Raw genomic sequence first — 24,184 nt, forward strand, 5'->3', positions numbered from 1 at the left:
GTTTTGCCGTCATGCAACACAAGCACATCGTCCTCAAACGCCTGACCGCAGCCGCCTTGCTGGTGGCGCTGGCCGGCTGCGGGGTCACCGACCGTATCGGCAAGCGCATGGAAGACAGCTGGGCGGCCGACATGCTGGCCGACAGCGAAAAGGTCATCCTGACCTCCGACGGCGGCAACCAGCTCAACCCCGACGCCGAGGGCAAGCCGCTGTCGGTGGTGATGCGCGTGTATCAGCTGACCGACCTCGAGCGCTTCGCGGCTACCGATGCCGAGACCCTGTGGGACGCCCCGCAAAAAGCCTTGGGCAACACCCTGGTGGAAACCCGCGAGATCACCCTGCTGCCCGGCATTGGCCAGATCGACCAGTGGCCGCTGGCCAAGAACGCGCGCTACGTCGGCGTGGCGGCGTTCTTCCGCGATGAGCAGGACGCGCGCTGGAAAGTCGCCTTCGACGCCAACTCGCTGCGCAAGGACGGTATCTGGTTCTCCTCCGACGGCCTGCGGGTGCTGGTGGACAACACCGAAATCAGCGCCATGCGGGGCGTGGACGTACTGAACAAACCGCCGACCGCCGACCAGCTGGCCGCTGCGCAGAAGGCCAAGGATGCCGACGCGACCCTCACCGACAAGGTGCAGGACGCGGCCATCGACAAAGCCACCGACGCCGCCAGCCAGTCGGCCAGCAACGCCATGGATTCAACCTTCAACTCTTTAGTGGATAGCGTCAAATGAGCAAGCAGAGCCGGGTGATGTGGTCGGAAGGCATGTTCCTGCTGCCCCAGCACTTCCAGTATCAGGACGAATTCCATCAGCACCAGTTGGCTGAGGCGACCCTGCGCAGCACCCCTTTCCATTGGGGGGTTCAGGCGCTGCAGGTGGACGAGGACGCCCTGGCCAATGGTTCACTGCAGCTCAAGCGCCTGAAGCTGGTGTTCCCCGATGGCAGCCTCTACGACGCGCCGCAGCACGATCCGCTGCCGGCCGCGCGCGACCTCAAGGACCTGCTCAAGGCCAACGACCTGAAGGTGTATGCCGCGCTCAAGCTGCCCGAGCCATTCGGCCTCAACTACGTCGAGGATGGCCACGAACACAAGGCCGCACGGCGTTTCCGCAAGCAGTTCGACACCCTGCCCGACCTTAATGAAGGCGAGCTGGAAAACGAAATCACCAGCTTGCGCCTGAACGTCGTACTGCTGGTCGACGGTGACAGCCTCGACGGTTACAGCCACTGCCCACTGGCCAAGCTGACACGCAACAGCATGGGCGGTTTCAACGTTGACCCACATTTCGTCCACCCCACCTTGCACCTGGGCAGCCACGAGACCATTGCCGGCATCGGCAAGCGCCTGCTCGGCGCCCTGCAGGCCAAGAGCAAGGCGCTTTCCGGCCGACGCCGCGAGCGCGCCGACCAGATCGCCGAGTTCGGCTCCAGCGATGTGACCCTGTTCTGGCTGCTGAACACGGTCAACCGTGCCCACCCGCAGCTGGCGCATCTACTGGCCCACCCGCGCCTGCACCCGGAGCGCCTGTACCTGTTCCTGGGCGACCTGGCCGGCGGCCTGCTGACCTTCACCCTGGACACCCAGCTCAGCGACATCCCCGAGTACGACCACCACGACCCGGCCGCGTCGCTGGTCAAGCTCGACGAAATGATCCGGGTGATGCTCGACAACGTCGTGCCCAACCAGTGCATTGTCATCAACCTGACCCAGACCAAGCCATCGCACTGGCAAGGCCAACTGCACGACCCGCGCCTGGCCGAAGCCGACTTCTATATCGCCGTGCATGCCGACATGCCCGGCGCCAGCCTGCTGGAGCTGGTGCCCCGTGCCTTCAAGGTCGGTTCGCCGGAAGACATTGAAGTGGTGGTCAACAGCGCCATGCCGGGTGTCACCCTCAATCATGCCGCGCGGCTGCCGAACGCGATTCCGGTGCGCCTGGACAACCAGTACTTCGCCATCGAACCACACGGCACTGTGTATGAGCGAATGATCAGCGCCCAGGCCATCTGCTTCTATGCGCCCAGCGCCTTTACCAACCTCAAGCTTGAACTGATGGCGGTGCTCAAATGACCGAAGCCTTACTGCAACAGGGCGCCGTCCCGGCCGCCAGCGACAAACCGACGCTCAAGGACCTGGTCCAGGACTTCATCAGCATGGCGTTGATCGTACGTCGCGGCCGCCAGGTCACCTCGGTGCAGGCCTTCGAAGGTAGCGTCGAACGCTTCTTCGCCAACCTGGAGCGTGATGCCCGTGCCGCCAACTACAGCGTCGAGCAGGTCAAGGACACCCAATACGCGTTGTGCGCCTTCCTCGACGAAAGCGTACTGCGCTCGGACGACAACGCGCTGCGTCGGCACTTTGAACTGCAGCCGTTGCAGTTCCGCTATTTCGGCGTGCACCTGGCCGGCGAAGGGTTCTTCGAGAAGGTCGATGCGCTGCGCGCCGACGTCAAGCAGAACATCGACGTGCTCGAGGTCTACCACCTGTGCCTGGCACTGGGCTTCGAGGGCAAGTTCAGCCTCGGCCAGAAGGACCAGCTGCGTTACCTGGCCAATACCCTGGGCCAGGATATCGCCCGCTACCGCAAGGCGCCCAAAGCCCTGTCACCGGACTGGGCACTGCCCGACCAGGTGTCGCAGATGCTGCGCCATGAAGTACCGCTGTGGGTGTATCTGGCGCTGATCGCGTTGGTCTGCGTCGCCGTGTACCTGACGCTGGACTGGTTGCTGGACAAGGACGTCGCCGCCCTGTCCGAACAAATCCGCCAGCTGTTCAGTGCCTGAGCACATGCCCGGTAGCCGAGTCAGGAAGACATGAAAACATTACTGCGTCTGTTGAAAAGTTTCTGGGTGCTGCTGCCATTGCTGTGGCTGGCTAGCCTGTTGATTTGCTGGCTGGCCGCGCCGCTGGTGCCGTGGCTGCGTCATCACGTGCCTGAAGCGCTGGCAATCATCAGTGCCTGCTTCCTGCTGGTAATCGTGCTGCGCCAATACCAGCGCATTCGTGCCGAACACAACCTGGAGAACCTGCTGCAGATCGAGGTCGATCGCTCGTGGAATGCCACTGGCGAGTTCCGTGACCAGCAGGTGCTGCGTGAGCGCCTGAAGCACGCCATCGCCATGCTGCGCACCGACCGCTCCGCGGGTGGCGGCGGCAAGGCGGCCCTGTCCGACCTGCCCTGGTACCTGGTGGTTGGCATGTCGGCGGCCGGCAAGACCTCGCTGCTGACCCATTCCGGCCTGTCGGCCAGCATCGCTACGGCCAACGACAGCGAAAGCGGCACCCAGCACTGCGACTGGTACTTCAGCCCCGACGCCGTGATGATCGACACCGCCGGGCGCTACCTGCGCGACGACCAGTCGGCCAGCGAGTTCTCGGCCTTTCTGCGCATGCTGCGTAAGCAGCGCGGCAAAGCGGCGATCAATGGCCTGGTGCTTGTGGTCAGCCTGCCCGAGCTGCTGGCGGCCAACAGCGATGAGCGCAATGCCCTGGCGGCCCAGTTGGTGGCACGGGTGGAAGAATACGCCGAATGCCTCGATGCCAACCCGCCGGTTTACCTGATGCTGAGCAAGACCGACCAGTTGCCGGGTTTCAGCCAGGCTTTCGACGGCCTCGACCTGCACGAACGCCAGCAGCCGCTGGGCATGACCTTTGGCCTTTCGGAAATCCGCACCAACGGCCTGCACGCCGTGCTGCAGACGCGCCTGAAGAAACTGCAGGCTCATATTCGCCAGCACGTCGACGCACAGATGATCGCCCTCGGTGCCGAGGCCGACAGCACCCTGCTGAATTTCCCGCAGTACTTCGCCGCCCTCAGCGGTGTGCTCGAGCAATTCCTCGACCACTTCACCCGCGGCCATCGCGGCGGTGCCCCGCTGCTGCTACGTGGCCTGTACTTCACCAGTGCACTGCAGAACGGGCAGCAACTGGGGCAGGTCTATGAAGACGTCATCGCCGACGAATTCGCCCTGCAGGCCGCCTACGATGAGCAGGCCGGGCACGTCGGCAAGGCCCTGGGCAACCGCAGCTACTTCATCACCGACACCTTCCGCCAGGTGATCTTCCCCGATCGCGACCTGATCCTTTATCAGTCGCGCCTGGGCCGCCAGGCTGCGTTCAGCCCGCTGCTACTGGGCCTGGCCGCCGCCACCGGGTTGCTGTTCATCGGTTGGCAAGCGCTGTCGTTCGCCAATAACCGCCAGTGGCTGGACAGCCTGCGTGGGCAGCTGGCGCACATCGAGCAGGCAGCAGACCGCGAGCAGCAGCTGGCCGCAGGCAAGGGCCTGGAAGTGCTGCGTGAGCAGATGGCCAACGTCGAGGCCCATCGCCTGCAGGGAGTGCCCTTGCAGTTGGGTGGCGGCCTGTACCAGGGCGAGGCGATTCACCAGGTGACCCGCAGCGCCTACCTGGCGCAGCTGCGCAGCCAGGCGCTGGAACCGATCGCACGCAGCCTGCAAGTGCAGATGCGGGCGTTCAACACCTTCGCCAACGGTATCAATCAGGAGCTGGAATTCACCCCGCCCCCGCAGCCGAAGAAGCGCAATGGCAAGCCGCTGGCCCCTGCCATTGCGGCCAGGGCTCAGGCCGCGCTGGGCAACACCCGCGCTGGCGCCTATGCCGTCAAGGTCAACCTGGCCACTGCCAGCGATGGCGCCGAGCTGTCCGCCGCCACCGGTGGGCTGTCACTGTCCGAAGAAATGCTCGGGCGCCTGGACGAGCAGCAGGTGGCCTCGATCATCGAGGCCTACAACACCCTCAAGCTGTACCTGTTGCTGACCGAGCCCCAGGCCCATCCAGACCCGGCCTTCGTCGCTGCCAGCCTGCCCCAGGCCTGGGCCAGCGCCGCCGCCGAAGGCACCCCGGCCGACGCTGGCGTGATCGCGGAAAATGCCCCGCTGTACGTGCAGTTGCTGGAGCAGGGCCAAGCGCCGTCGTTGCCGCGCAACGAACAGTTGATCAACGAAACCCGGCAGAACCTCAAGTCGTTCATGATCTCCAGCTCGCTGGTCGATCGCGAGTACCTGCGCCTGCAGCTCGAGTCGAGCCGGCAGTTCCCGGCGCTGAGCCTCAACGACCTGGTCCCGCAACCAGGCCGCGCGCTGCTGTACGGAACCGCTGGTGTGCCGGCGATCTACACCCGCCAGGGCTGGGACACCTTCGTCAAGCCTGAGCTGATCAAGCTGGTGTCGGGCAATCTGCGCAACGAGTCGGACTGGGTGCTGGACGGCGAAGGCGGCGATGCCATCGTGCAGAAGGCCAACTTCGTGCGCGAGTTCATGACCCGCTACAAGCGCGACTACACCCAGGCCTGGTACAAGATGGTCAGCAGCGTTGGCGTACGCCACTTCGCCGACCTGGCCTCGGCGACCCGGGAGCTGGGGCTGTTGAGCGACGTGCAGAACTCGCCAGTGAAGAACCTGCTGCAAGCGGTCAACGACAATACCCAGTGGGACCTGCCGGTCAAGCAAGCCATCCCGGCCCCCGGCACCCCCCGCGATGACGGTTTCTGGAGCAAGGTCACCGGTCTGTTCGACGCCAACGACACCCTGCCTGCCAACGTCGCCCCGGCCCTGCCGGCGGTGGACGACGGCAGCCTGGCCAAGCGCTTCGAGCCGGTGGCACGGGTGTTCGCCGAAAACAACGCCGAAGGCGCCGACAGCACCATCATGGATCGCTACCTGGCCGCCTTGCGCAAACTCAAGGTGCGCATGAACAACATCCAGCGCTCGCAGGATGTGGGCAAGAGCAGCAAACAGTTGATCAGCGAGACCCTGGAAGGCCAGCCGAGCGAAATCACCACCGTGCGCAACTACGTGGAAAGCAGCGTCGACACCAGCCAGGATGGCCTGTCGCGCTCGCTGCAGGGGCTGTTCAGCCTGCCCATCCAGTATGCCTGGGCGACCCTGCGCGACCCGGCCGGCGAGCAGATCGCCAAGGCCTGGGCGCAGCAGATCGCCAAGCCCTGGGAGCAGGTCATGGCACACCGTTACCCGATTGCCGGCAGCAGCCGCAACGAGGCTTCGGTGAAAGACCTGCAACGCTTCGTAGATCCCGACAGCGGCCTGCTGCCGGCCTTCAAACGCAACGAAATCGGCAACTTGGCCGGTGGTGAAGGTCTGGGTGTAGGCGATGGCAAGGGGCCGGCGCTGGTCAACCCTGGCATGCTCAACAGCATCGACAAGGCCAGCTCCGTGGGCCAGGTGATCGCCAGCCTGTCGGACCGTGACAACGGCTTCGAAATCATGCTGGAACCTTCGGCCAACTTCACCGACATCGTCTTCACCCTCGATGGCCAGGAGCAGCACTACCGCAACGGCCGCAGCAGCTGGAACCGCTTCGCCTGGCCGGGCACCAGCACCGCGCCGGGCGCGCGCCTGGACGTCGTCACCCTGAGCGGCACACGGGTCACCGTGTTCGACTTCCCAGGGCGGTGGGGCCTGCTGCGCATGAACGAAAGCGCTCGGGTCGACGACCTGGACGGCATTCAGCAACGCTTCAGCTGGAACACCGCCAGCGGCCGCGTAAGCCTTGTCGTGCGCAACTTCGGCGGGGTCAAGCTGACCGATCTGGGTGACGTCAAGGCCCTGAGCGCCCTCAACAGCAGGGGCGCGCAATGATTGGTTGCTTCGGCAAGCTGCCGTCGAGCGCAGATTTCGTCAGCCTGCATGGGGCGGCGGAAGAAGTCTGCGAGTTCGACGCCTGGTTGCAGTCATCGCTGGCAGCCATGCGCTACCGCGATGACTGGCAGGCGTTGTTCGACGCGCTGCCGATGTGTTTTTTCACCTACCGCGCACGCAACGGCAACTGGCTACTGGGTGGCCTGCTCAGCTCGCGCGATGCCAGCCAGCGGCGCTACCCGTTCTTCATCTTCCAGTTGCTCAAGGGCGATGACAGTACTGGGCTGGTCAACCCGTTCACGCTTGGCGAGCTGTTCAGCGCGCAGATCAAGCCGATGCTGCACCAGGCCGTGCAAGGCGCCGACTGCACCCGCCTGTTCGAACGGATCAAGGCCTTGCGCCCGCTGCAGGGCCAGGACCTGGACCTGTTCCGCCGGGTGCACGCCAAGTTCCTGCATGATTTCAGCTTCACGGATGTGGCCCGTGCCCTTCATGGGTCCTGGCCAGGTTTCGACAGTGCCACTGCCCTCGCCCACCTGCAGCTCGGCCGTGCCTCGCTGCTGGGCGACTTTGCAGGCGGCATCGAATTGCCGTTGCCGGCCGAACGTGGCCTTAAAAACCCCACTGCCGACCTGTGGCTGACCTGGCTGGCCCGCATGAGCGAACACCGAGCGCTGCCGGCAGTGAGCCTGTTGGCCGACGATTTCATGCACCCGCAGCTGTATTGCTTCCCGGCGCGCCACGCCAGCTGTGCCTACCGCCTGCTCAGTGGCTGTGCCGACCCGTGCCAGCACCTGGAGTTGCTCAGCCCGCTGACAACGGTGCCACGGCTGCACGATTACGACCGCCCCCTTGAACATGTCATCGACCAGTTCGTCGATGCACTGGATGCGACGCCTGTATGAACAAGCTCAAGTACTACTGCCTGCGCTACCAACCCTACCTGCTGGGCGTGGCATTCTTCCTGGCGATCTTCCTGGTCTGGGCCATCGGCCGAGCCTTCGGCTTCGCCTCGCTGCACAGCCTGCTGGCCGGGATCGGCGTGTTTCTGCTGCTGTCGGCGGGCTATGTACTGCTGCTGTACCGCGGCGTGGGTCAGCACCACAACCTTGAAGGCCTGCTGCGCGACGACGCCGACCAGGCCGTACTCAGTGCAGCCCCGGCCGACCGGGAAGAAGTCAGCCTGTTGCGCGAGCGCTTGCTGCAGGGCATCGAGCGCCTGCACAGCAACAAGCCGCGCGGTACTTCGAACAAGGATGCCCTGTATGCCCTGCCCTGGTACCTGGTCATTGGTCAGCCTGCCGCCGGCAAGAGCACGATGATCCTGCAGTCGGGCCTGAACTTCCCTTATGCCGAGCGCGAAGGCGTGCGGGTCGCGGGCCTGGGCGGCACGCGCAACTGCGACTGGTTCTTCAGTTCTGAAGCGGTACTGCTGGACACTGCCGGGCGCTACATGAACAGCCCCGAGGAAGCCGGCAAGTGGCGCGGCTTTTTGCAACTGCTGCGCCAGCATCGCCAGCGCCGCCCCCTTAACGGCTTGATCGTCAGCGTCAGCATCGCCGATATCCTGCATGGCTCGGTCGAAGACCAGGAGCGCGTGGCCAAGCGCCTGCGCGAACGCATTCAGGAAAGCTGCGCGCTGCTTGAAGTGCGCCTGCCAATCTACCTGGTTTTCACCAAGTGCGACCTGATCCCTGGTTTCACCGCGTTCTATCGCCAGCTGGACGACGCCGCGCGTGGTGAAGTGATGGGTAAAACCTTCTCTCACAAGGGGTACGAGCAAGCCGACTGGGGCCAGCGCTTCAGCAATGCGATGGACGAGCTGACCCGTTACTGGGGGCAGATGGCGAGCCAGCAGCTGGTGCAGCAGGACATACAAGTCACTCGGCAGAACAACGCCGCCTACCGCTTCCCGCTGGAGCTGGCCGCGCTCAAGCCGCGCCTGCATCAGTTCGTCGACAGCCTGCTGCGTGCCAACCCTTACCAGAATGCCGAAATGCTGCGCGGTTTCTATTTTACCGCGGCGCTGCAGGCCGACGAGGCTCAGTGGGGCTGCCACGGCCAGCATGTGGCCGAACGCTTCGCGCTCGAACACGCAGAAGGAACGGGCACTGCTGGCAGCCAGCCGGCGCCGCTGTTCATCAACAGCCTGTTCCGCAAAGTGATCATTCCCGACCAGCATTTGGTGGCGCTGTACACCAGCAACCACCGTGAACGCCGGCGCAAGGCCGGGTGGGTGGGCGCTGCCGGCCTGGCGGCACTGGTGCTGTGCAGCCTGTGGGGCTGGTCGTACCTGAACAACCGCGCCACCCTGGCCAGCATTGCCGGCGAACTGGCCCAGGCCAAGGCCGACGACCAGGCGGCCAGCGGCCAGTACACCGCCTGGCGAAGCCTCGACCGCTTGCGCTTCTGGGCTGCTCACTACCATGAGCAACACCACGCAAAGGGCGTGCCCCTCGGCATGCGCCTGGGCCTGTACCAGGGCCATGAGGTCGAGCCGCTGCTGCGCGACCGCTACTTCGCCACGTTGCAGAATGTGATGCTAAAGCCCACGGCCGATAATCTGACCCGCACCCTGTACCTGCTGACCACGCTCAAGGTCTACCAGCGCAACACCCGTGAGCTGCAGCCAGTGAGCGGCATTGACAGCGTGGAGGCCGAGGCGCTGCCCCATGACAACCGGGCCCAGTCGATCGCCAATTTCGGAAAGGCGGCCCTGGACACTTACGTGATGCTTTCTCCGGGCCAGCGCGAGCATGCCGACCCGGCGTTTCTCAAGGCGCACCTGCCGGACTACTGGTACCCGGCCATCGCCCGCCATACCGGCAAGAGCATGGCCGCCGCTGGCAGCGAGGCCGGTGGCAACCAGGACTACCTGTATGCCAGCCGCCAGATCACGTTCTACAGCGACCAGATCCGTGAGCCAGATGTACCGCGCATCCTCGACAACGCCTTCCTGATGTCCAGTTCGCGCAACTACATCGACAGCCTGCGGGCCCAGTCACTGCGTGCGATCGAGACCATCACGCTGGAATCCGACACCCTGTTCGCCTTCGGCCGCGCCGATTTCCAGAGCCTGAAAAACGAAGGCCAGCATCAGCTGAGCGCAATTGCCAGCAAGCTGCTGAACACCCCGAATATCGGCAAGATCATCATCTCGGGGCACGCCGACCAACTGGGTGACAGCCAGGGCAACCTGCAGGTTTCGAAACAACGGGCGCAAACCATCCGCACCTATCTGGTTGGCAAGGGCGTACCTGCCGAGCTGGTGGTCGCGCAGGGCGAAGGCAGCCGCAAGCCATTGGTCAACTGCGACATGCAACAACCGCGAACGCAGTTGATCAAGTGCCTGGAGCCCAACCGCCGGGTGGAAATCGAAGTGCGTGGGCTTAACTGAGCCACGCCGCAATAACCGGTCGCTGGGGCCTCACAGGATGAGGCCCGGGCGGCGGCAAGCTACCTCTGCCGGCACGCCCGGCGAGGTCAAAACCAAGGGGCGCATGAGCAACCCTTTACATGTTGTTAATGGAGAGTTTCACAATGGCATTTGACGCGTATATCCAAATCGACGGCATCCCAGGCGAAGTACTGGATGAAAAACACAAGGACTGGATCGAAGTGCTGGGCTACGAGTACGGCGCCACCCAGGCTACGTCGGCAACCGCCAGCTCTTCGGGCGGTGCGTCCTCCGAGCGCGTAGCCCTGAGCGACTTCAAGATCCGCAAGGCAGTCGACAAGGCATCGGCCAAACTGTTCGAACACTGCTGCACCGGCAAGCACATCGCCAAGCTGAAGCTGAACGTGAACCGCGCCGGTGGCGACAAGGTCACCTACCTGACCATCGACATGGAAGAAGTGGTGGTCTCTTCGGTCAGGTTTGTCGCCGGTGGCAACCAGAGTGGTGAAGACAAGGCGGTCAGCGACCTGCCAGTTGAAGAAATCAGCTTCAACTTTGCCCGCATCAAAACCACCTACACCCAGCAGAACCGCACCGACGGCCAGGCCGGCGGCAACATCGTAGGTGGCTGGGACCGCACCGCGAACAAAGTGTTTGCCTAAGCACGTACCGAACCATGGGCCGCTTCGGCGGCCTGTGTTCCGCAGCGCGCCGGGTTTTCTGGCGCGCTGTTCATTAGCCATGTCCAGAGTGTTCTATGCCTGAAATTCTCAATGACCTCTCGCTGGCCACACTGGTCGCCCCTATCGAGGGTGGCAGTGGTGAAGACTTGAGCTTCTCTGCCTTGTTCGACCAGATCAAGGAGGCACGCCGGGCGGACCCTGACTACCTGACCCAGGGCGACTGGCAAACCGACTTGAAGACTGCCGACTGGGAGCAGGTGATCAACCTGTCGGCTCAAGGGCTTGCGCAGCAAAGCAAAGACCTGATGCTGGTGGCCTGGCTCTGCGAGGGGCTGGCCCAGCGTGAACACTTCGAAGGCATCACCTTTGGCCTCGAGCTGACCGAACAGCTCCTGGTTGCGTTCTGGGAAACGCTGTATCCCACCCTCGAAGACGGCCTGGACGAGCGCGCGGCGCGACTGTCCTGGTTGAAGACCACGCTCACCGACATTGCCGGTGGCTTGCCCATTATCCAAGGGCAGCATTTTGGCGTGTTGCGCTATGACGAGTCACGCCATGTAGAAAACCTCGCCTTGCAAAACCCCAAGGCAATGCAGACAGCGCTGAACGAAGGCAAGATCAACGCCGAGATCTTCCAGCGCTCGGTAGCGCTTACCGACACCGATTACCTGCGCGCCAAGGCCCAGCAGATCGCTACCAGCCTGAATGCATGCAAACGCCTGCAGGCCAGCGCCGACCGCCTGTTCGGCCACGAGGCGCCCAGCTTTGCCAGCCTTGCCGACATGCTATCGCGTGCCAGCCAGCTGGCGGAAAAACTGCTTAAGGACCGCGGCGTAGAGCTTCACCCCGCCATCCCGGAGGAAGCACAGCCACAGGCCACGGGCGCCAACCTCCACGAAGCAGGTGAACCGATGAATGCCACGCCCCCGACGACCGCGCCTGCAGCCCTGCGCACCACCCCGCTGACCCGCGACGAGGCATTCACCATGCTTGCGGGCATCGCCCAGTACTTCAAACAGAGCGAACCGCAAAGCCCGGTACCCTACCTGATCGAACGTGCGATCAAGTGGGGCAACATGCCGTTGGAAGGTTGGTTGAGTGACGTGATCAAGGACAACAATGTGGTGGACAACATCCGCGATGTGCTGGGTACCCGCTAGGGGCTGCAATAAAAGCCTTGAGACGGACGTCAGGTAAGGCGAAGACAGCCGGCGCCCTGCCACCCCACCGACTCCATCGGGTAGATTCCTTGACTGCTGCCCACGCAAGGGCGCTGCAATTGCTGTTAACTTGAGCGCACTGCTCAGCTTCAGACAAGGACTGCTTCATGCCTCCAAGCCCGACCACCCCAAGCGGTTTCATCCGCGTCCGTGGCGCCCGCGAGCACAACCTGAAGAACATCGATGTCGATATTCCCCGCGATGCCTTGGTGGTGTTCACCGGCGTGTCTGGCTCGGGCAAGTCTTCGTTGGCGTTCTCCACGCTGTATGCCGAAGCCCAGCGGCGTTATTTCGAATCGGTGGCGCCCTATGCCCGGCGCCTGATCGACCAGGTTGGCGTGCCGGATGTCGATGCCATCGACGGGCTACCGCCGGCGGTGGCCCTGCAGCAGCAACGCGGCACACCGAGTGCACGTTCCTCGGTGGGTAGCGTGACCACCTTGTCCAGTTCGATCCGCATGCTGTATTCACGCGCAGGCCACTATCCGGCCGGGCAAGCGATGCTGTACGCCGAAGACTTTTCTCCGAACACGCCCCAGGGCGCTTGCCCGCAGTGCCATGGCCTGGGCCGTGTCTACGAGGTGACCGAAGCGACCATGGTTCCCGACCCGTCGCTGACCATTCGTGAGCGTGCGGTGGCGGCGTGGCCAATGGCGTGGCAAGGGCAAAACCTGCGCGACATCCTGGTCACGCTGGGCTATGACGTCGATATCCCTTGGCGCGACCTGCCTCAGGCGCAGCGCGACTGGATCCTGTTCACTGAAGAGACGCCCACCGCCCCCGTGTATGCCGGCCTGACCCCGGCGCAGACCCGCGAAGCGCTCAAGCGCAAGCTGGAGCCCAGCTATCAAGGCACGTTCATGGGTGCCCGGCGTTACGTGCTGCATACCTTCATGCACTCGCAGAGCGCGCAGATGCGCAAGCGTGTGGCCCAGTACATGCGCCCCAGCCCCTGCCCGCTGTGCCAGGGCAAACGCCTGAAGCGCGAAGCGCTGGCCGTGACCTTCGCCGGGCTGGACATCGCCGAACTGTCGCACCTGTCGTTGCAGGCGCTGGCTGAGGTGTTCCGCAAGGTGGCGGCAGCCGACTACCTGACCCGGCAGCAGGACGAGCTGACACTGGAAAAACGCCTGGCGGCCCAACGTATCGCCAAAGAACTGCTCGAACGCATTGATACGCTGCTTGACCTCGGCCTCGGTTACCTGGCCCTGGAGCGTAGCACCCCGACCTTGTCCTCTGGTGAACTGCAACGCCTGCGCCTCGCCACCCAGCTGAATTCGCAGCTGTTTGGGGTGGTTTACGTACTCGACGAGCCGTCGGCCGGCTTGCACCCGGCCGACAGTGAAGCGCTGTTCGAAGCCCTGCAGCGCCTGAAACAGGCTGGCAACTCGGTGTATGTGGTGGAGCATGACCTGGACACCATGCGCCGCGCCGACTGGCTGGTGGATGTAGGGCCAGCTGCCGGCGAACACGGCGGCACCATCCTCTACAGCGGGCCGCCCGCCGGCCTGGCCGAGGTGCAACAGTCATGCACCCGCACCTACCTGTTCGATGCCCCGGTACAGGCCACACGCGCCCCCCGCCAAGCACGCGACTGGCTGAAGCTTGAAGGCATCACGCGCAATAACCTCGATAACCTGAGCGCCGCATTTCCGTTGGGCTGCTTTACCGCCGTTACCGGTATTTCCGGCTCGGGCAAATCCAGCCTGGTCAGCCAGGCCCTGCTGGAACTGGTGGGGGCACACCTGGGCCATGCCGAGCAACCTAGCGAGCCCGAAGCGCAAAGCCTGGAAGACGAACCTGAACAGACCAGCAGCGGCCACGTAAGCGCCGGGCTTGGCAGCATCAAGCGGCTGGTGCAAGTTGACCAGAAGCCGATCGGCCGCACGCCGCGCTCCAACCTGGCCACCTACACAGGCCTGTTCGACCACGTGCGCAAATGCTTCGCGGCGACCGAGCAGGCCAAGGCACAGGGCTTCGACGCCGGGCGCTTTTCGTTCAACGTTGCCAAGGGCCGGTGCGCCAACTGCGAGGGAGAGGGTTTCGTCAGCGTCGAGCTGCTGTTCATGCCCAGCGTGTACGCGCCCTGCCCGACCTGCCAGGGTGCCCGCTACAACCCCGAAACCCTGGCGGTGAGGTGGCAAGGCATGAACATCGCGCAAGTGCTGCAGTTGACCGTCGACCAGGCCCTGCAGGTTTTTGCCGAGCAACCGCGTGCCCGCCGTTGCCTGCAGGTGCTGCAGGATATCGGCCTGGGCTACTTGCGTCTGGGCCAACCGGCCACCGAGCTGTCCGGTGGTGAAGCGCAGCGGATCAAGCTGGCGACCGAGCTGCAGCGCATGGCCCGCGGGGCGACCCTGTATGTGCTGGATGAGCCCACCAACGGCTTGCACCCGCAGGACATCGACCGGCTGCTGGTACAGCTGAACCGCCTGGTAGAAAGCGGGCATAGCGTGGTGGTGGTCGAACATGACATGCGAGTGGTGGCGCAGAGCGACTGGGTGATCGATATCGGGCCGGGGGCTGGCGATGCCGGGGGCAAGGTGGTGGTCAGCGGCACGCCGCAGGTGGTGGCGGCATGTACCGACAGCCGCACGGCCGCGTTTTTGGCCAAGGCCTTGTGAGCCTTGCGCATTGACTCAACGGAAATTGCTGTCGTTGCCTATCGCTTACATCCACCAAGCCAGCACCACCGGCAACCAGGCAAACGACAGCACCGTAGAACACATCACCAGGTTCGCCACCTGCTCTGGCTCACGGTTGGCCCGCACCGCCATCAGGTAGTTGAACACGGCTACCGGCATCGCCGACTGCACCATCAGCACCGCACGCTCCAGGCTGTCCATACCCAGTACCGCGCCCACTGCCCAGCCCACCGCAGCCCCCAGGCCAATGCGCAAACCGCCCAGCAGCATGCCGCTGCCCACGTGACGCAGGCGAATGCTGGCCAGTGACACCCCCAGGGTCAGCAGCATGAGCGGAATGGTCATGCCGCCCAGCAGGTCTGCGGTATTGGCCAGCCAACGCGGCAGTTCGAAATCGAGAAAAATGATGGGCATGCCGCCGACCAGGCTGATGATGATAGGGTTGCGCAGCAACGCCTTGAGCGAAGCCGCCGTGCCGGAGATGGCCATGCCGATGGTGAACTGCACGATCGACAGGGTCAGGAAAAATGCCACGGCCAGGGCCAGGCCATGCTCACCGAAGGCATACAGACTGATCGGCAGGCCCATGTTGCCGGTGTTGGGGAACATGAATGCCGGCAGCAGTACCCGCCAGTGCATGCCCGACGCGCGACACACCAGCAAAGCGGCCAAGGCCATCCCAAGGTGCACAGCAAGCAGGCCACGGCCATGCTGGTAAAGGCATTCGGGTCCAGGTCGGTACGACTGAGGGTGGACAGTACCAGCGAAGGTGTGCCGACGGTCATCACCACCCGGGCGATGAAATCAGTGGGGTAATCCAGGCCCTTGCGGGCCCAGGCAAAACCAATGCCGGCGACGATGAAAACCGGGGCCAGGACTGCGAACAGCGACGCGAACATGGGGGGCCTTCCTTGGTGGGGTTCAGCATTATGCCGCACTCAGTGAGAGTACCGGGCCGATCTCACCGCACGCAGGCGCCGCCATCGAAAATGTCTGTGGAAGACATGTTCATGTCGCGCTGAGACTGCGGCGTCTCGTCGCACACCCAGGCCCCTTGGGCAAAAGCGTCCAAGCCCGTAGAATCCCGCTTCCTTTTCGCCCGTCGCCTTGAACGGTGGCAACCAGTAGCAATGACAGAGTCAGCGCCTGAACACATGAACGCACATGTGAAGTAGGCTCAACCCTCCCCGCCCGGCCCATCTCCCATAACGCCCAGCGGTTGAGTCTTGCCCAGGTCGCATCCGTGTCGCCACTCGCCCCTTGCCGGGTCGAGCCGGTGTGCGCGCCGAGAAGGTGCTCATTCCGCTCATCCAACTAGAGGTACGTATGTCTCCGCGTTTGCTGGCCATGGCGCTGGCGCCCCTGCTCGGGCTGTTCATCATTGCCCTGGGCAACGGCTTCATGTCTTCCCTGACCACCCTGCGCCTGGGCGCCGCCGGTGAGTCTGCAACCACCATTGGTATCGTCTCGTCGACCTACTTCATCGGCCTGACCCTCGGCGCCATCTTCAACGACCGGCTGATCCTGCGCATCGGCCACATCCGCGCCTACACCAGCTTCGCCTCGCTGATCGCCGTGACCATCCTGCTGCAAGGGTTGTTCTACGAGGTCACCTGGTGGTCGGTGCTACGCCTTATCAACGGCTGGGCCGCAGTGGGCGTGTTCCTGGTGATCGAAAGCTGGCTGCTGCTGGCCGGCGACGCGAAAATCCGCGGCCGCCTGCTGGCGCTGTACATGATCGCCTTCTACGGCGCCGGGGTAATCGCCCAGGCCGGCCTTGGCGAAATCACCCAGCTAGGCGATACCGCCCCGTTCATGCTGGCCGGCGTGCTGGCCGCCCTGTCGGTGTTGCCGATCGTGATCCTGCCGCGGGTGTCGCCGCTGCTGGACCAGGTCGAACCCCTCAAACCCCGCCAGTTGCTGGGCGTGGCACCGTCGGGCCTGGTCGGCTGCTTCGGTTCGGGCGTAGCGATTGCCGGCATCTATGCCCTGCTGCCACTGTACTTGCAGCGCATCGGCCTGGAGGTGGGTGAGGTCGGCAACATGATGGCTTGGGTGATCCTTGGCGCGATGCTGCTGCAATACCCGGTCGGGCGCTGGTCCGACCGCAAGGACCGCCTCGATGTGCTGCTCGCGCTGGCCGCGTTGTGCGTTGTCCTGTCGCTTGTAACGGTGTTCCTGCCATCGGACTCGTTCCTGCTGCCGGCCATGCTGTTCCTGCTGGGTGGTGGCGTGTTCACCCTGTACCCGGTGGCGGTCAGCCATGCGGCCGACCGCGCGCCGTCCGATGCGCTGGTGCCGATGATCCAGGGCCTGCTGCTGATCAACTCGCTGGGCTCGGCCATGGCACCGGTGGCCATTTCGCCGATGATGACCGAGTTTGGCGAGGCTGGGCTGTTCTGGGCGTTTGCCGTGGTCAACCTGGCCATGGTGTGCTTCTTCATGTGGCGCCGCGGCAAGCGCCCGGCGGCAGAGCACCCGGCGCCGTTCACCGCTTCGACCACCTTCTCGCCAACCGGTGCCGAGTTGCGGGTGACCGAAGACCTGATGCATGCGGCGCAGGAGCATCCGCCGCTGGAGCCGGTCGAAACCCCGGCACCCGCACAGCGCTCGGAATCTTGTTGATTGCCACTCGTCGCCCAGAAGGCACCCCGCCAGCCGCTGCCAGCCAAACGAATGACAGATCTTGCACAAAGGAGAAGTCCCATGATCCGCATTCGCCCGCTGTCCCTGTGCCTGGCGCTGGCCCTGACCAGCCTCACCGGCGCTGCCTTCGCCGCCACCGACACCCATACCGACAGCCATCCGCAAACTGACCAGTCCGGCGGCAAGACTGCCGGTGAAGGCAGCAGCGTCAACAGCCCCGGTAGCAGCAAAGGTAACGACAGCAGTGACACCGGCAGCAACGCCGATGCCGCCGACGGTGCCTCTGGCGGCTCCAACAGCACCGGCGAAGCCACCGGCTCTGGTGCCGGAGCCAGCGGAGGCACTGCCGAGGACCAGGACAGCCGCTGAGGCAGACCTGGACTAGACTAAGCCCTTGACGCCCTGCCAAGGATTGACCATGCACCTCAGACACTGGCTGTTCGCTGCGTTGCTGCCCTGCACAGCGTTAGCCGCCGCGGGCGGCCAAGGCGCGATGTCGGTCAGTTCCTCGTCTTTCACCGATGGCGGCGTCATTGCCCTGCAACAGGTCGGCCAGGACCCAGCATGTGGGGCCGGTGAAGAGCGAACCCCGCAACTGAGCTGGGACAACCTGCCCGCAGGTACGCGATCACTGGCCCTGATCATGTTCGACCCGGACGGTGGCAAGGGCGTGGGTGTGGTGCACTGGGTGGCCTACAACATCGATCCCGAACAGGATGGGCTCCAGGAAGGCATGGCGGGGTTGAGCGGGCCCTACGTGACAGTGGGCCGCAACTCCCGTGGCACCCAGAGCTACCGCGGCCCCTGTCCACCCGCCGGCGACAACCCCCATCATTACGCCCTGACTCTGATTGCCACCGACCTGCCCTTGGGTACCTTGCCCGAGGGGCTGGACCGCAGCGGCCTGCTGCAACTGCTGCAAGGCCACGCCCTGGGGGCGCAGAGTCTGGTCGGGCGCTACGGCCATTGAACCAGTCAGTACAAAAATAAATGATCGACCCTATAGCATTTATCCATTGAATGGCCCGCACGAACTGAAGTAAGCTCGGGCTCATTCACTGGAGAGCAACATGCCGAAACACACCCGCAACCCCGCCAACCACACCGGTCGCAGCCTGCGCCCTGTGCTGGCCGTTGCCGGCTGCGTGGCACCTGCCAGCTATTACTTTGGGTATTGGTTTAGCCACTAGGCGCCGATACCCACCCGGCGCCCACCTTCGAGGGGCCGCCGAACATGAGAATACTCAAACCCCCGGTCGGCCTCCCGACCGGGGGTTTTGCTTTTCAGGCCTTTGACCAACACCGATTCACCTTGAGGACAGATTCATGAACTACGCCACTTATTACTACGCAAACACCTCCGCCTGGCGATTTAGCCAATCCCGTTCGGGCCAGCCTGCCGCCTCCGATCGGTCTTCTACAGGTGGCAATGCAGCAGCCAATACGAATTCAACGATCTGTCGAACACCTCGATAGGGCCGACCATGCGGGCTTGAACCCGCTGTCCGCCCAGGGAAAAACGCCATGCACGCTTCCAGCCTCGCCCTGCCCCTGACCCAGCCGCAAGCGGCCAACACCACTGTCAGCAAACGCCTGCCCAGCCCGCACCTGCTCAAGCAACAGATGCCACTGCCCAGCGAACTGGCCCAGCAAGTCCAGGCCCATCGCCAGGCCATCCGCAACATCCTCGAAGGCCGCGACCCGCGCCTGCTGGTCATCGTCGGCCCCTGCTCGATTCATGACCCGCGCTCGGCCCTGGAATACGCCGACCGCCTGGCCGCCCTTGGCCGCGAAGTCAACGACAAGCTGCTGCTGGTGATGCGCGCCTACGTCGAAAAACCGCGTACTACAGTAGGCTGGAAAGGCCTGGCCTACGACCCGCACCTCGATGGCAGTGACGACATGCACTCGGGTATCGCCTTGTCCCGCGGGCTGATGCTGAACATGATCGAACGCGGCCTGCCAATTGCTACCGAGTTGCTGCAACCGATGGCCGCCGGCTACTTCGACGACCTGTTGGCCTGGGCCGCGATCGGCGCACGCACCACCGAATCGCAAATCCACCGCGAAATGGTCAGTGGCCTGGAGCTGCCGGTCGGCTTCAAGAACGGTACGGACGGCGGCATCGCCATCGCCAGCGACGCCATGCGCAGCGCGGCCCACCCACACCGCCACTTCGGTATGGATGCACAGGGCCACCCGGCGATCATCGAGACCTTGGGCAACCCGGACACACACCTTGTACTGCGTGGCGGCCACAAAGGCCCGAACCACGATGCCAACAGCATCGCCATGGCCCGCCAGGCGTTGGCCAAGGCCGGTCTGCAGGCACGGATCATGGTCGATTGCAGCCACGCCAACAGCGGCAAGGACCCGGCGCGCCAGCCAGCGGTCTTCAATGATGTGCTGGAACAGCGCCTGGCCGGCGACCGTTCGTTGGTCGGCGTCATGATCGAAGGGCACTTGTTCGATGGCTGCCAGGCGCTGGGCAAAGGCACGCTGAAATACGGTGTGTCGATTACCGACGGCTGCCTGGGCTGGGCCTCGACCGAAACCCTGTTGCGTGAGGCGGCACAAAAACTGTAGGCCGAAGGTTGTAAGCCTGGCGAGACATACCCCGGACAAGTGCGCTAGGCTTGCCTTTTTACCCCCAAGGAGCAGTACCCATGGCCCGTGCAACCGCCCGCCACATTCTGGTCAGCAGCGAAGACAAGTGCAACGAACTCAAAGCCCAGATCGAAGCAGGCGCCGACTTCGCTGAAATCGCCAAAGCCAACTCCACCTGCCCGTCCAGCCGTCAGGGCGGTGACCTGGGCTCGTTCGGCCCAGGCCAGATGGTCAAGGAATTCGACACCGTGGTCTTCAGCGCCCCAGTCAACACTGTGCAAGGCCCGGTGAAGACCCAGTTCGGCTACCACCTGCTGGAAGTGACCAGCCGCCAGGACTGATTCACCCCTCCCGGTGATCAGCCCCCCTGTGGGAGCGGGTTTACCCGCGAAGAGGCCAGACCAGACAACCTCGTTGCCTGCTCCGACGCATTCGCGGGTAAAGCCGCTCCCACAAGTATTGTGGGGGCTTGTATTTTCGTGCATGGGCTTTACGGTCCAGGCCGCTCCCACCCACGCCCTCACGGTCTACGGCGAAGCCCCCCGCTACGCCGCCAGCTTCCGGCATTTCGACTATGTAAACCCCGACGCCCCCAAGGGCGGCATCTTGCGCCGTTCGGCCATCGAGATCGGCCAGTTCGACCATATCCTCCCCTACATCGACAAAGGCATCGGTGTCAGCGAAGTCGATGGTCTGTTGTACGCGCCACTGGCGGTACGCTCTTACGATGAACCCTATACCGTTTACGGCCTGATCGCCCGGCGCATGGAGCGCGGCCCCAATGATGAGTGGCTGCGTTTCGACATCGACCCACGCGCCACCTTCGCCGATGGCAGGCCGGTGCGCGCCGAAGACGTACGTTTCACCTTCGAACTGCTGATGAGCAAGGGCAGCCTGAAGTACCGGACCCAGTTCGCCGACGTGGCCCGCGTGACCGTAGAAAGCCTGCACAGCGTGCGATTCGACTTGAAGCCCGAGCACGGCCGCACCCTGGCGCTGGACCTCGCCAGCCTGCCGGTAATGCCCGAGCACGACTGGCAGCAGCGCGATTTTGCCAACGGTGCCGGCTTCGACAAGCCGGTTGGCAGCGGGCCATACCGCATCGGGCGCATCGACAACGGCCGCAGCATCACCTTCGAACGCGACCCGACATGGTGGGCGCGTGACCTGCCGGCCAGCCGTGGCCGCTACAATTTCGACAAGCTGCGCATCGAGTACTTCGGCGACACCGAAGTGGCGCGCCAGGTACTCAAAGGCGGTGGCTACGACTACAACCGTGAGTTCTCCGCCACGGCCTACACCTTGGGCTACAACGGTGCGCAACTGGACGACGGCCGCCTGCAGCGCGCCCACCTGGGCCCGGCCAAACCGCAAGTGGCTCAGGGTTTCGTGTTCAACCTCGACCAGCCGCAGTTCAAGGACCGCCGTGTGCGGCAGGCGCTGGGTATGTTATGGGACTTCGAGTGGAGCAACCGGCAGATGATGCGCAACCTGTACATCCGCCAGCAAAGCGTGTTCTCCAATACGCCGTTGGCCGCTCGCCAGTTGCCGGATGCGGGCGAGTTGAAGCTGCTCGGCTCCTTGCGCGGCCAAGTGCCAGATGAAGTGTTCACCACGGTGTTCACCGCCCCGGTCACCGACGGCTCGGGGATCGTCCGTCAACAGCAGTTGCAGGCCCTGGCCCTGCTCGAACAAGCCGGCTGGCACCCCGAAGGCGACCGCCTGGTCAATAGCCAGGGCACGCCGCTGGCGTTCACGTTCCTCAATGGCCAGGCGGGCCTTGAACGCCTGCTGCTGCCGTGGAAGCGCAACCTGGCCCAGATCGGCGTGAGCCTGAACATCCGCAATGTCGACTCGGCCCAGTACGTCAACCGGCTGATGGCGCGCGATTACGACATGATCGTCACCGGCTACCCGGTCACCCTGTCGCCGGGCGCCGAGTTGTACAACTACTTTGGCTCGGCGGCCGCTCACGACCCCGGCTCGAACAACCTGATGGTTTTGCAGGACCCGGCCGTAGACCACCTGATCGACGGCCTGGTCCGCGCCGACACCCAGGCCGACATGCTGCGCCACGCCCATGCCCTGGACCGCGTGCTGCAATGGAATTATTACTGGATCCCCAACTACTACCCGCCGGGCAGCTCCACCGCCTGGTGGAACCGCTTCGGCCTGCCCAAGGTCCAGGCCACCTATGACGAGGGCCTGGACACCTGGTGGGAGGTCAGCCCTACCCCGCTGACCAACGCGCAGATGGCCGAACGCCAGAAGGCCTCGCCATGACCGCTTATATCCTGCGCCGTCTGTTGCTGATCATCCCGACGCTGCTGGCAATCCTGCTGGTCAATTTCGCCATCGTCCAGGCCGCGCCGGGTGGGCCGGTGGAGCAGGCCGTGGCGCGCCTGCAGGGCATCGGTGGCGGCGCACCCGGCGCGCGAACTGAAGTGGTCCATGGCGAATCCCGGGCCACACGCGGCCTGGACCCGAAACTGATCGAAGAGATCAAGCGCCAGTATGGCTTCGACAAATCCGCCCCCGAGCGGCTTTGGTTGATGCTCGGCCAATATGCCCGGCTGGACTTTGGCAACAGCTTCTTCCGCGGCGCCAAAGTCACCGACCTGATTCTCGACAAGTTGCCGGTCACCCTGTCGCTGGGCTTCTGGGCCACGCTGATCACCTACCTGGTGTCGATTCCGCTGGGCATCCGCAAGGCGATGCGCCACGGCAGCCGCTTCGATGCCTGGAGCAGCGCGTTGATCGTGATCGGTTACGCCCTGCCTTCGTTCCTGTTCGCATTGCTGCTGATCGTCCTGTTTGCCGGCGGCACTTCGCTCAACTGGTTCCCGGTGCGCGGCCTGGTCTCGGACAATTTCGACGAGCTCAGCCTGCTGGGCAAGGTCGCCGACTACTTCTGGCACCTGGTGCTGCCGGTCGCGGCCCTGGTGATCGGTGGGTTCGCCACCCTCACGTTGCTGACCAAGAATGCCTTCCTCGACGAGGTTTCCCGCCAATACGTGGTCACTGCCCGGGCCAAGGGCCTCAGCGAACGCCGCGTGCTGTATGGCCACGTGTTGCGCAACGCCATGCTGCTGGTGGTGGCCGGGCTGCCACAGGCGCTGATCACGGTGTTTTTTGCCGGCTCGTTGCTGATCGAGGTGATCTTCTCGCTCGATGGCCTGGGCCGCATGAGTTATGAGGCCGCCGTATCGCGGGATTACCCGGTGGTGTTCGGCACGCTGTTCATCTTCACCCTGGCGGGCCTGCTGATTCGCCTGCTCGGTGACCTGTCTTACACCCTGCTCGACCCGCGCATCGACTTTGATACGAGGGCGCACTGATGCTATCGCCCCTGTCGCGCCGTCGCCTGCAACGTTTTCGCCGCCACCGCCTGGGCTGGGTGTCGCTGTGGTTGTTTGCCGGCCTTCTGTTGCTGAGCCTTTGCGCCGAACTGGTGGCCAACGACAAGCCACTGCTGCTGGGCTACAAGGGCGAGCTGTACGTTCCGGCGCTCAAACGCTACACCGAGCAGCAGTTCGGCGGGCAACTGCCGTTTCAGCCCGACTACCGCAGCGCCTATGTGCGCCAACTGATCGCTGAACAGGGTGGCTGGATGCTGTTCGCACCTATCCCGTTCAGTGCCGACACACCTAATTACGACCTGCAGGTGCCCACCCCCAGCCCGCCCAGCGCCAGCAACTGGCTAGGCACCGACGACCAAGGCCGTGACGTGCTGGCGCGGGTGCTTTATGGCACGCGGGTATCGCTGCTGTTCGCCTTTGCCCTGACCGTGGTCAGTGTGCTCATTGGCGTGGCGGCAGGCGCCCTGCAAGGCTACCACGGGGGCTGGGTCGACCTGCTCGGCCAGCGCTTGCTGGAGGTATGGTCGGGGTTGCCCGTGTTGTATCTGTTGATCATCCTCAGCGGTTTCGTCGAACCGGATTTCTGGTGGCTGCTGGGGATCATGGCGCTGTTCTCCTGGCTGACCCTGGTCGACGTCGTGCGCGCCGAGTTCCTGCGTGGGCGCAACCTGGAGTATGTAAAGGCAGCGCGGGCGTTGGGGTTACCGGACAGTCAGGTAATGGTGCGGCATATCTTGCCCAATGCCATGAATGCCACGCTGACCTATGTGCCGTTCATGCTGACCGGGGCGATTACCACACTGACCGCGCTGGACTTTCTGGGCTTTGGCATGCCAGCGGGCAGCGCCTCGCTGGGCGAGCTGGTGACCCAGGGCAAGCAGCACCTGGAGGCGCCGTGGTTGGGCTTTACCGCGTTCTTTGCGCTGGCGGTGATCCTGTCACTGCTGGTGTTTATCGGGGATGCCTTGCGTGAGGCGTTTGACCCCCGACGATGAGTTTTCAGGCC

At 64.0% G+C, this 24,184-nt stretch carries 17 protein-coding genes and 1 pseudogene; 17 read left to right on the forward strand and 1 reads right to left on the reverse strand.

Annotated features, from left to right (window positions below; translation table 11 throughout):
* Nucleotides 1–11: 11 nt before the first annotated feature.
* From tssJ to BJQ17_RS19690, 9 genes are all read left to right on the forward strand, one after another.
* Complete coding sequence (tssJ, locus tag BJQ17_RS19650; RefSeq protein WP_004576638.1) at nt 12–734, forward strand: type VI secretion system lipoprotein TssJ; 723 nt, start codon at nt 12–14, stop codon at nt 732–734.
* The gene (tssK, locus tag BJQ17_RS19655; RefSeq protein ID WP_070096519.1) at nt 731–2,074 is read left to right on the forward strand and encodes a type VI secretion system baseplate subunit TssK; all 1,344 of its coding nucleotides are present in this window, start codon (nt 731–733) and stop codon (nt 2,072–2,074) included. Before tssJ ends, tssK begins: the two co-directional genes overlap by 4 nt.
* Complete coding sequence (icmH, locus tag BJQ17_RS19660) at nt 2,071–2,787, forward strand: type IVB secretion system protein IcmH/DotU (RefSeq protein ID WP_070096520.1); 717 nt, start codon at nt 2,071–2,073, stop codon at nt 2,785–2,787. Before tssK ends, icmH begins: the two co-directional genes overlap by 4 nt.
* Nucleotides 2,788–2,817: 30 nt before the next feature.
* Nucleotides 2,818–6,621: a type VI secretion protein IcmF/TssM N-terminal domain-containing protein gene (locus BJQ17_RS19665; RefSeq protein WP_070096521.1), complete on the forward strand. Its 3,804-nt coding sequence runs from the start codon at nt 2,818–2,820 to the stop codon at nt 6,619–6,621.
* The gene (gene tagF, locus BJQ17_RS19670; RefSeq protein ID WP_070096522.1) at nt 6,618–7,526 is read left to right on the forward strand and encodes a type VI secretion system-associated protein TagF; all 909 of its coding nucleotides are present in this window, start codon (nt 6,618–6,620) and stop codon (nt 7,524–7,526) included. Before BJQ17_RS19665 ends, tagF begins: the two co-directional genes overlap by 4 nt.
* Entirely contained in the window at nt 7,523–10,018 is a 2,496-nt protein-coding gene (tssM, locus tag BJQ17_RS19675; RefSeq protein WP_014860346.1) for a type VI secretion system membrane subunit TssM, read from the forward strand. Before tagF ends, tssM begins: the two co-directional genes overlap by 4 nt.
* Nucleotides 10,019–10,161: 143 nt before the next feature.
* Nucleotides 10,162–10,680 carry a type VI secretion system tube protein Hcp gene (locus BJQ17_RS19680; protein WP_003248334.1) on the forward strand — a complete coding sequence of 173 codons (519 nt, stop codon included), beginning with the start codon at nt 10,162–10,164 and terminating at the stop codon, nt 10,678–10,680.
* 95 nt (nt 10,681–10,775) lie between these two features.
* The gene (tssA, locus tag BJQ17_RS19685) at nt 10,776–11,861 is read left to right on the forward strand and encodes a type VI secretion system protein TssA (protein WP_004576643.1); all 1,086 of its coding nucleotides are present in this window, start codon (nt 10,776–10,778) and stop codon (nt 11,859–11,861) included.
* A 167-nt stretch (nt 11,862–12,028) separates the two neighbouring features.
* Nucleotides 12,029–14,545, forward strand: a complete 2,517-nt coding sequence (locus tag BJQ17_RS19690) for an excinuclease ABC subunit UvrA (protein ID WP_070096523.1) — start codon at nt 12,029–12,031, stop codon at nt 14,543–14,545.
* A 45-nt stretch (nt 14,546–14,590) separates the two neighbouring features.
* Here the strand turns inward: BJQ17_RS19690 and BJQ17_RS19695 are convergent.
* Nucleotides 14,591–15,465 (reverse strand): annotated as a pseudogene (locus BJQ17_RS19695) (AEC family transporter).
* A 427-nt stretch (nt 15,466–15,892) separates the two neighbouring features.
* On the opposite strand from BJQ17_RS19695, the gene BJQ17_RS19700 reads away from it, so the two are divergent.
* The 8 genes from BJQ17_RS19700 (at nt 15,893) to BJQ17_RS19735 (ending at nt 24,173) form a co-directional block, all read left to right on the forward strand.
* Nucleotides 15,893–17,191: an MFS transporter gene (locus BJQ17_RS19700; protein WP_003248327.1), complete on the forward strand. Its 1,299-nt coding sequence runs from the start codon at nt 15,893–15,895 to the stop codon at nt 17,189–17,191.
* 81 nt (nt 17,192–17,272) lie between these two features.
* Nucleotides 17,273–17,581, forward strand: coding sequence for a hypothetical protein (locus BJQ17_RS19705; RefSeq protein ID WP_003248325.1), 309 nt, complete (start codon nt 17,273–17,275; stop codon nt 17,579–17,581).
* A gap of 49 nt (nt 17,582–17,630) precedes the next feature.
* The gene (locus tag BJQ17_RS19710; protein ID WP_070096524.1) at nt 17,631–18,182 is read left to right on the forward strand and encodes a YbhB/YbcL family Raf kinase inhibitor-like protein; all 552 of its coding nucleotides are present in this window, start codon (nt 17,631–17,633) and stop codon (nt 18,180–18,182) included.
* 554 nt (nt 18,183–18,736) lie between these two features.
* The gene (locus tag BJQ17_RS19715) at nt 18,737–19,798 is read left to right on the forward strand and encodes a 3-deoxy-7-phosphoheptulonate synthase (RefSeq protein WP_003248320.1); all 1,062 of its coding nucleotides are present in this window, start codon (nt 18,737–18,739) and stop codon (nt 19,796–19,798) included.
* 80 nt (nt 19,799–19,878) lie between these two features.
* On the forward strand, nt 19,879–20,160 hold the full coding sequence (locus tag BJQ17_RS19720) for a peptidylprolyl isomerase (protein ID WP_003248318.1): 282 nt from the start codon (nt 19,879–19,881) through the stop codon (nt 20,158–20,160).
* Nucleotides 20,161–20,302: 142 nt separating this feature from the next.
* Nucleotides 20,303–22,102 carry an extracellular solute-binding protein gene (locus BJQ17_RS19725; RefSeq protein ID WP_070096525.1) on the forward strand — a complete coding sequence of 600 codons (1,800 nt, stop codon included), beginning with the start codon at nt 20,303–20,305 and terminating at the stop codon, nt 22,100–22,102.
* On the forward strand, nt 22,099–23,157 hold the full coding sequence (locus BJQ17_RS19730) for a microcin C ABC transporter permease YejB (protein ID WP_003248306.1): 1,059 nt from the start codon (nt 22,099–22,101) through the stop codon (nt 23,155–23,157). The genes BJQ17_RS19725 and BJQ17_RS19730 overlap by 4 nt, the downstream gene beginning before the upstream one ends.
* Nucleotides 23,157–24,173 carry an ABC transporter permease gene (locus BJQ17_RS19735; protein ID WP_070096526.1) on the forward strand — a complete coding sequence of 339 codons (1,017 nt, stop codon included), beginning with the start codon at nt 23,157–23,159 and terminating at the stop codon, nt 24,171–24,173. The genes BJQ17_RS19730 and BJQ17_RS19735 overlap by 1 nt, the downstream gene beginning before the upstream one ends.
* The last annotated feature ends 11 nt before the right edge of the window (nt 24,174–24,184 follow it).

This window comes from Pseudomonas sp. NBRC 111139 (assembly GCF_001753955.1).
Classification (GTDB): domain Bacteria; phylum Pseudomonadota; class Gammaproteobacteria; order Pseudomonadales; family Pseudomonadaceae; genus Aquipseudomonas; species Aquipseudomonas alloputida.

Excerpts from the sequence above, each read along its gene's own strand:
- BJQ17_RS19715 (WP_003248320.1), top strand. The coding sequence starts at position 18,737 with ATGCACGCTTCCAGCCTCGCCCTGCCCCTGACCCAGCCGCAAGCGGCC.
- BJQ17_RS19720 (WP_003248318.1), top strand. The coding sequence starts at position 19,879 with ATGGCCCGTGCAACCGCCCGCCACATTCTGGTCAGCAGCGAAGACAAG.
- BJQ17_RS19690 (WP_070096523.1), top strand. The coding sequence starts at position 12,029 with ATGCCTCCAAGCCCGACCACCCCAAGCGGTTTCATCCGCGTCCGTGGC.
- icmH (WP_070096520.1), top strand. The coding sequence starts at position 2,071 with ATGACCGAAGCCTTACTGCAACAGGGCGCCGTCCCGGCCGCCAGCGAC.
- BJQ17_RS19705 (WP_003248325.1), top strand. The coding sequence starts at position 17,273 with ATGATCCGCATTCGCCCGCTGTCCCTGTGCCTGGCGCTGGCCCTGACC.
- tssM (WP_014860346.1), top strand. The coding sequence starts at position 7,523 with ATGAACAAGCTCAAGTACTACTGCCTGCGCTACCAACCCTACCTGCTG.
- BJQ17_RS19700 (WP_003248327.1), top strand. The coding sequence starts at position 15,893 with ATGTCTCCGCGTTTGCTGGCCATGGCGCTGGCGCCCCTGCTCGGGCTG.
- tssJ (WP_004576638.1), top strand. The coding sequence starts at position 12 with ATGCAACACAAGCACATCGTCCTCAAACGCCTGACCGCAGCCGCCTTG.
- BJQ17_RS19710 (WP_070096524.1), top strand. The coding sequence starts at position 17,631 with ATGCACCTCAGACACTGGCTGTTCGCTGCGTTGCTGCCCTGCACAGCG.
- tssK (WP_070096519.1), top strand. The coding sequence starts at position 731 with ATGAGCAAGCAGAGCCGGGTGATGTGGTCGGAAGGCATGTTCCTGCTG.
- BJQ17_RS19730 (WP_003248306.1), top strand. The coding sequence starts at position 22,099 with ATGACCGCTTATATCCTGCGCCGTCTGTTGCTGATCATCCCGACGCTG.
- tagF (WP_070096522.1), top strand. The coding sequence starts at position 6,618 with ATGATTGGTTGCTTCGGCAAGCTGCCGTCGAGCGCAGATTTCGTCAGC.
- BJQ17_RS19725 (WP_070096525.1), top strand. The coding sequence starts at position 20,303 with ATGGGCTTTACGGTCCAGGCCGCTCCCACCCACGCCCTCACGGTCTAC.
- BJQ17_RS19680 (WP_003248334.1), top strand. The coding sequence starts at position 10,162 with ATGGCATTTGACGCGTATATCCAAATCGACGGCATCCCAGGCGAAGTA.
- tssA (WP_004576643.1), top strand. The coding sequence starts at position 10,776 with ATGCCTGAAATTCTCAATGACCTCTCGCTGGCCACACTGGTCGCCCCT.
- BJQ17_RS19735 (WP_070096526.1), top strand. The coding sequence starts at position 23,157 with ATGCTATCGCCCCTGTCGCGCCGTCGCCTGCAACGTTTTCGCCGCCAC.
- BJQ17_RS19665 (WP_070096521.1), top strand. The coding sequence starts at position 2,818 with ATGAAAACATTACTGCGTCTGTTGAAAAGTTTCTGGGTGCTGCTGCCA.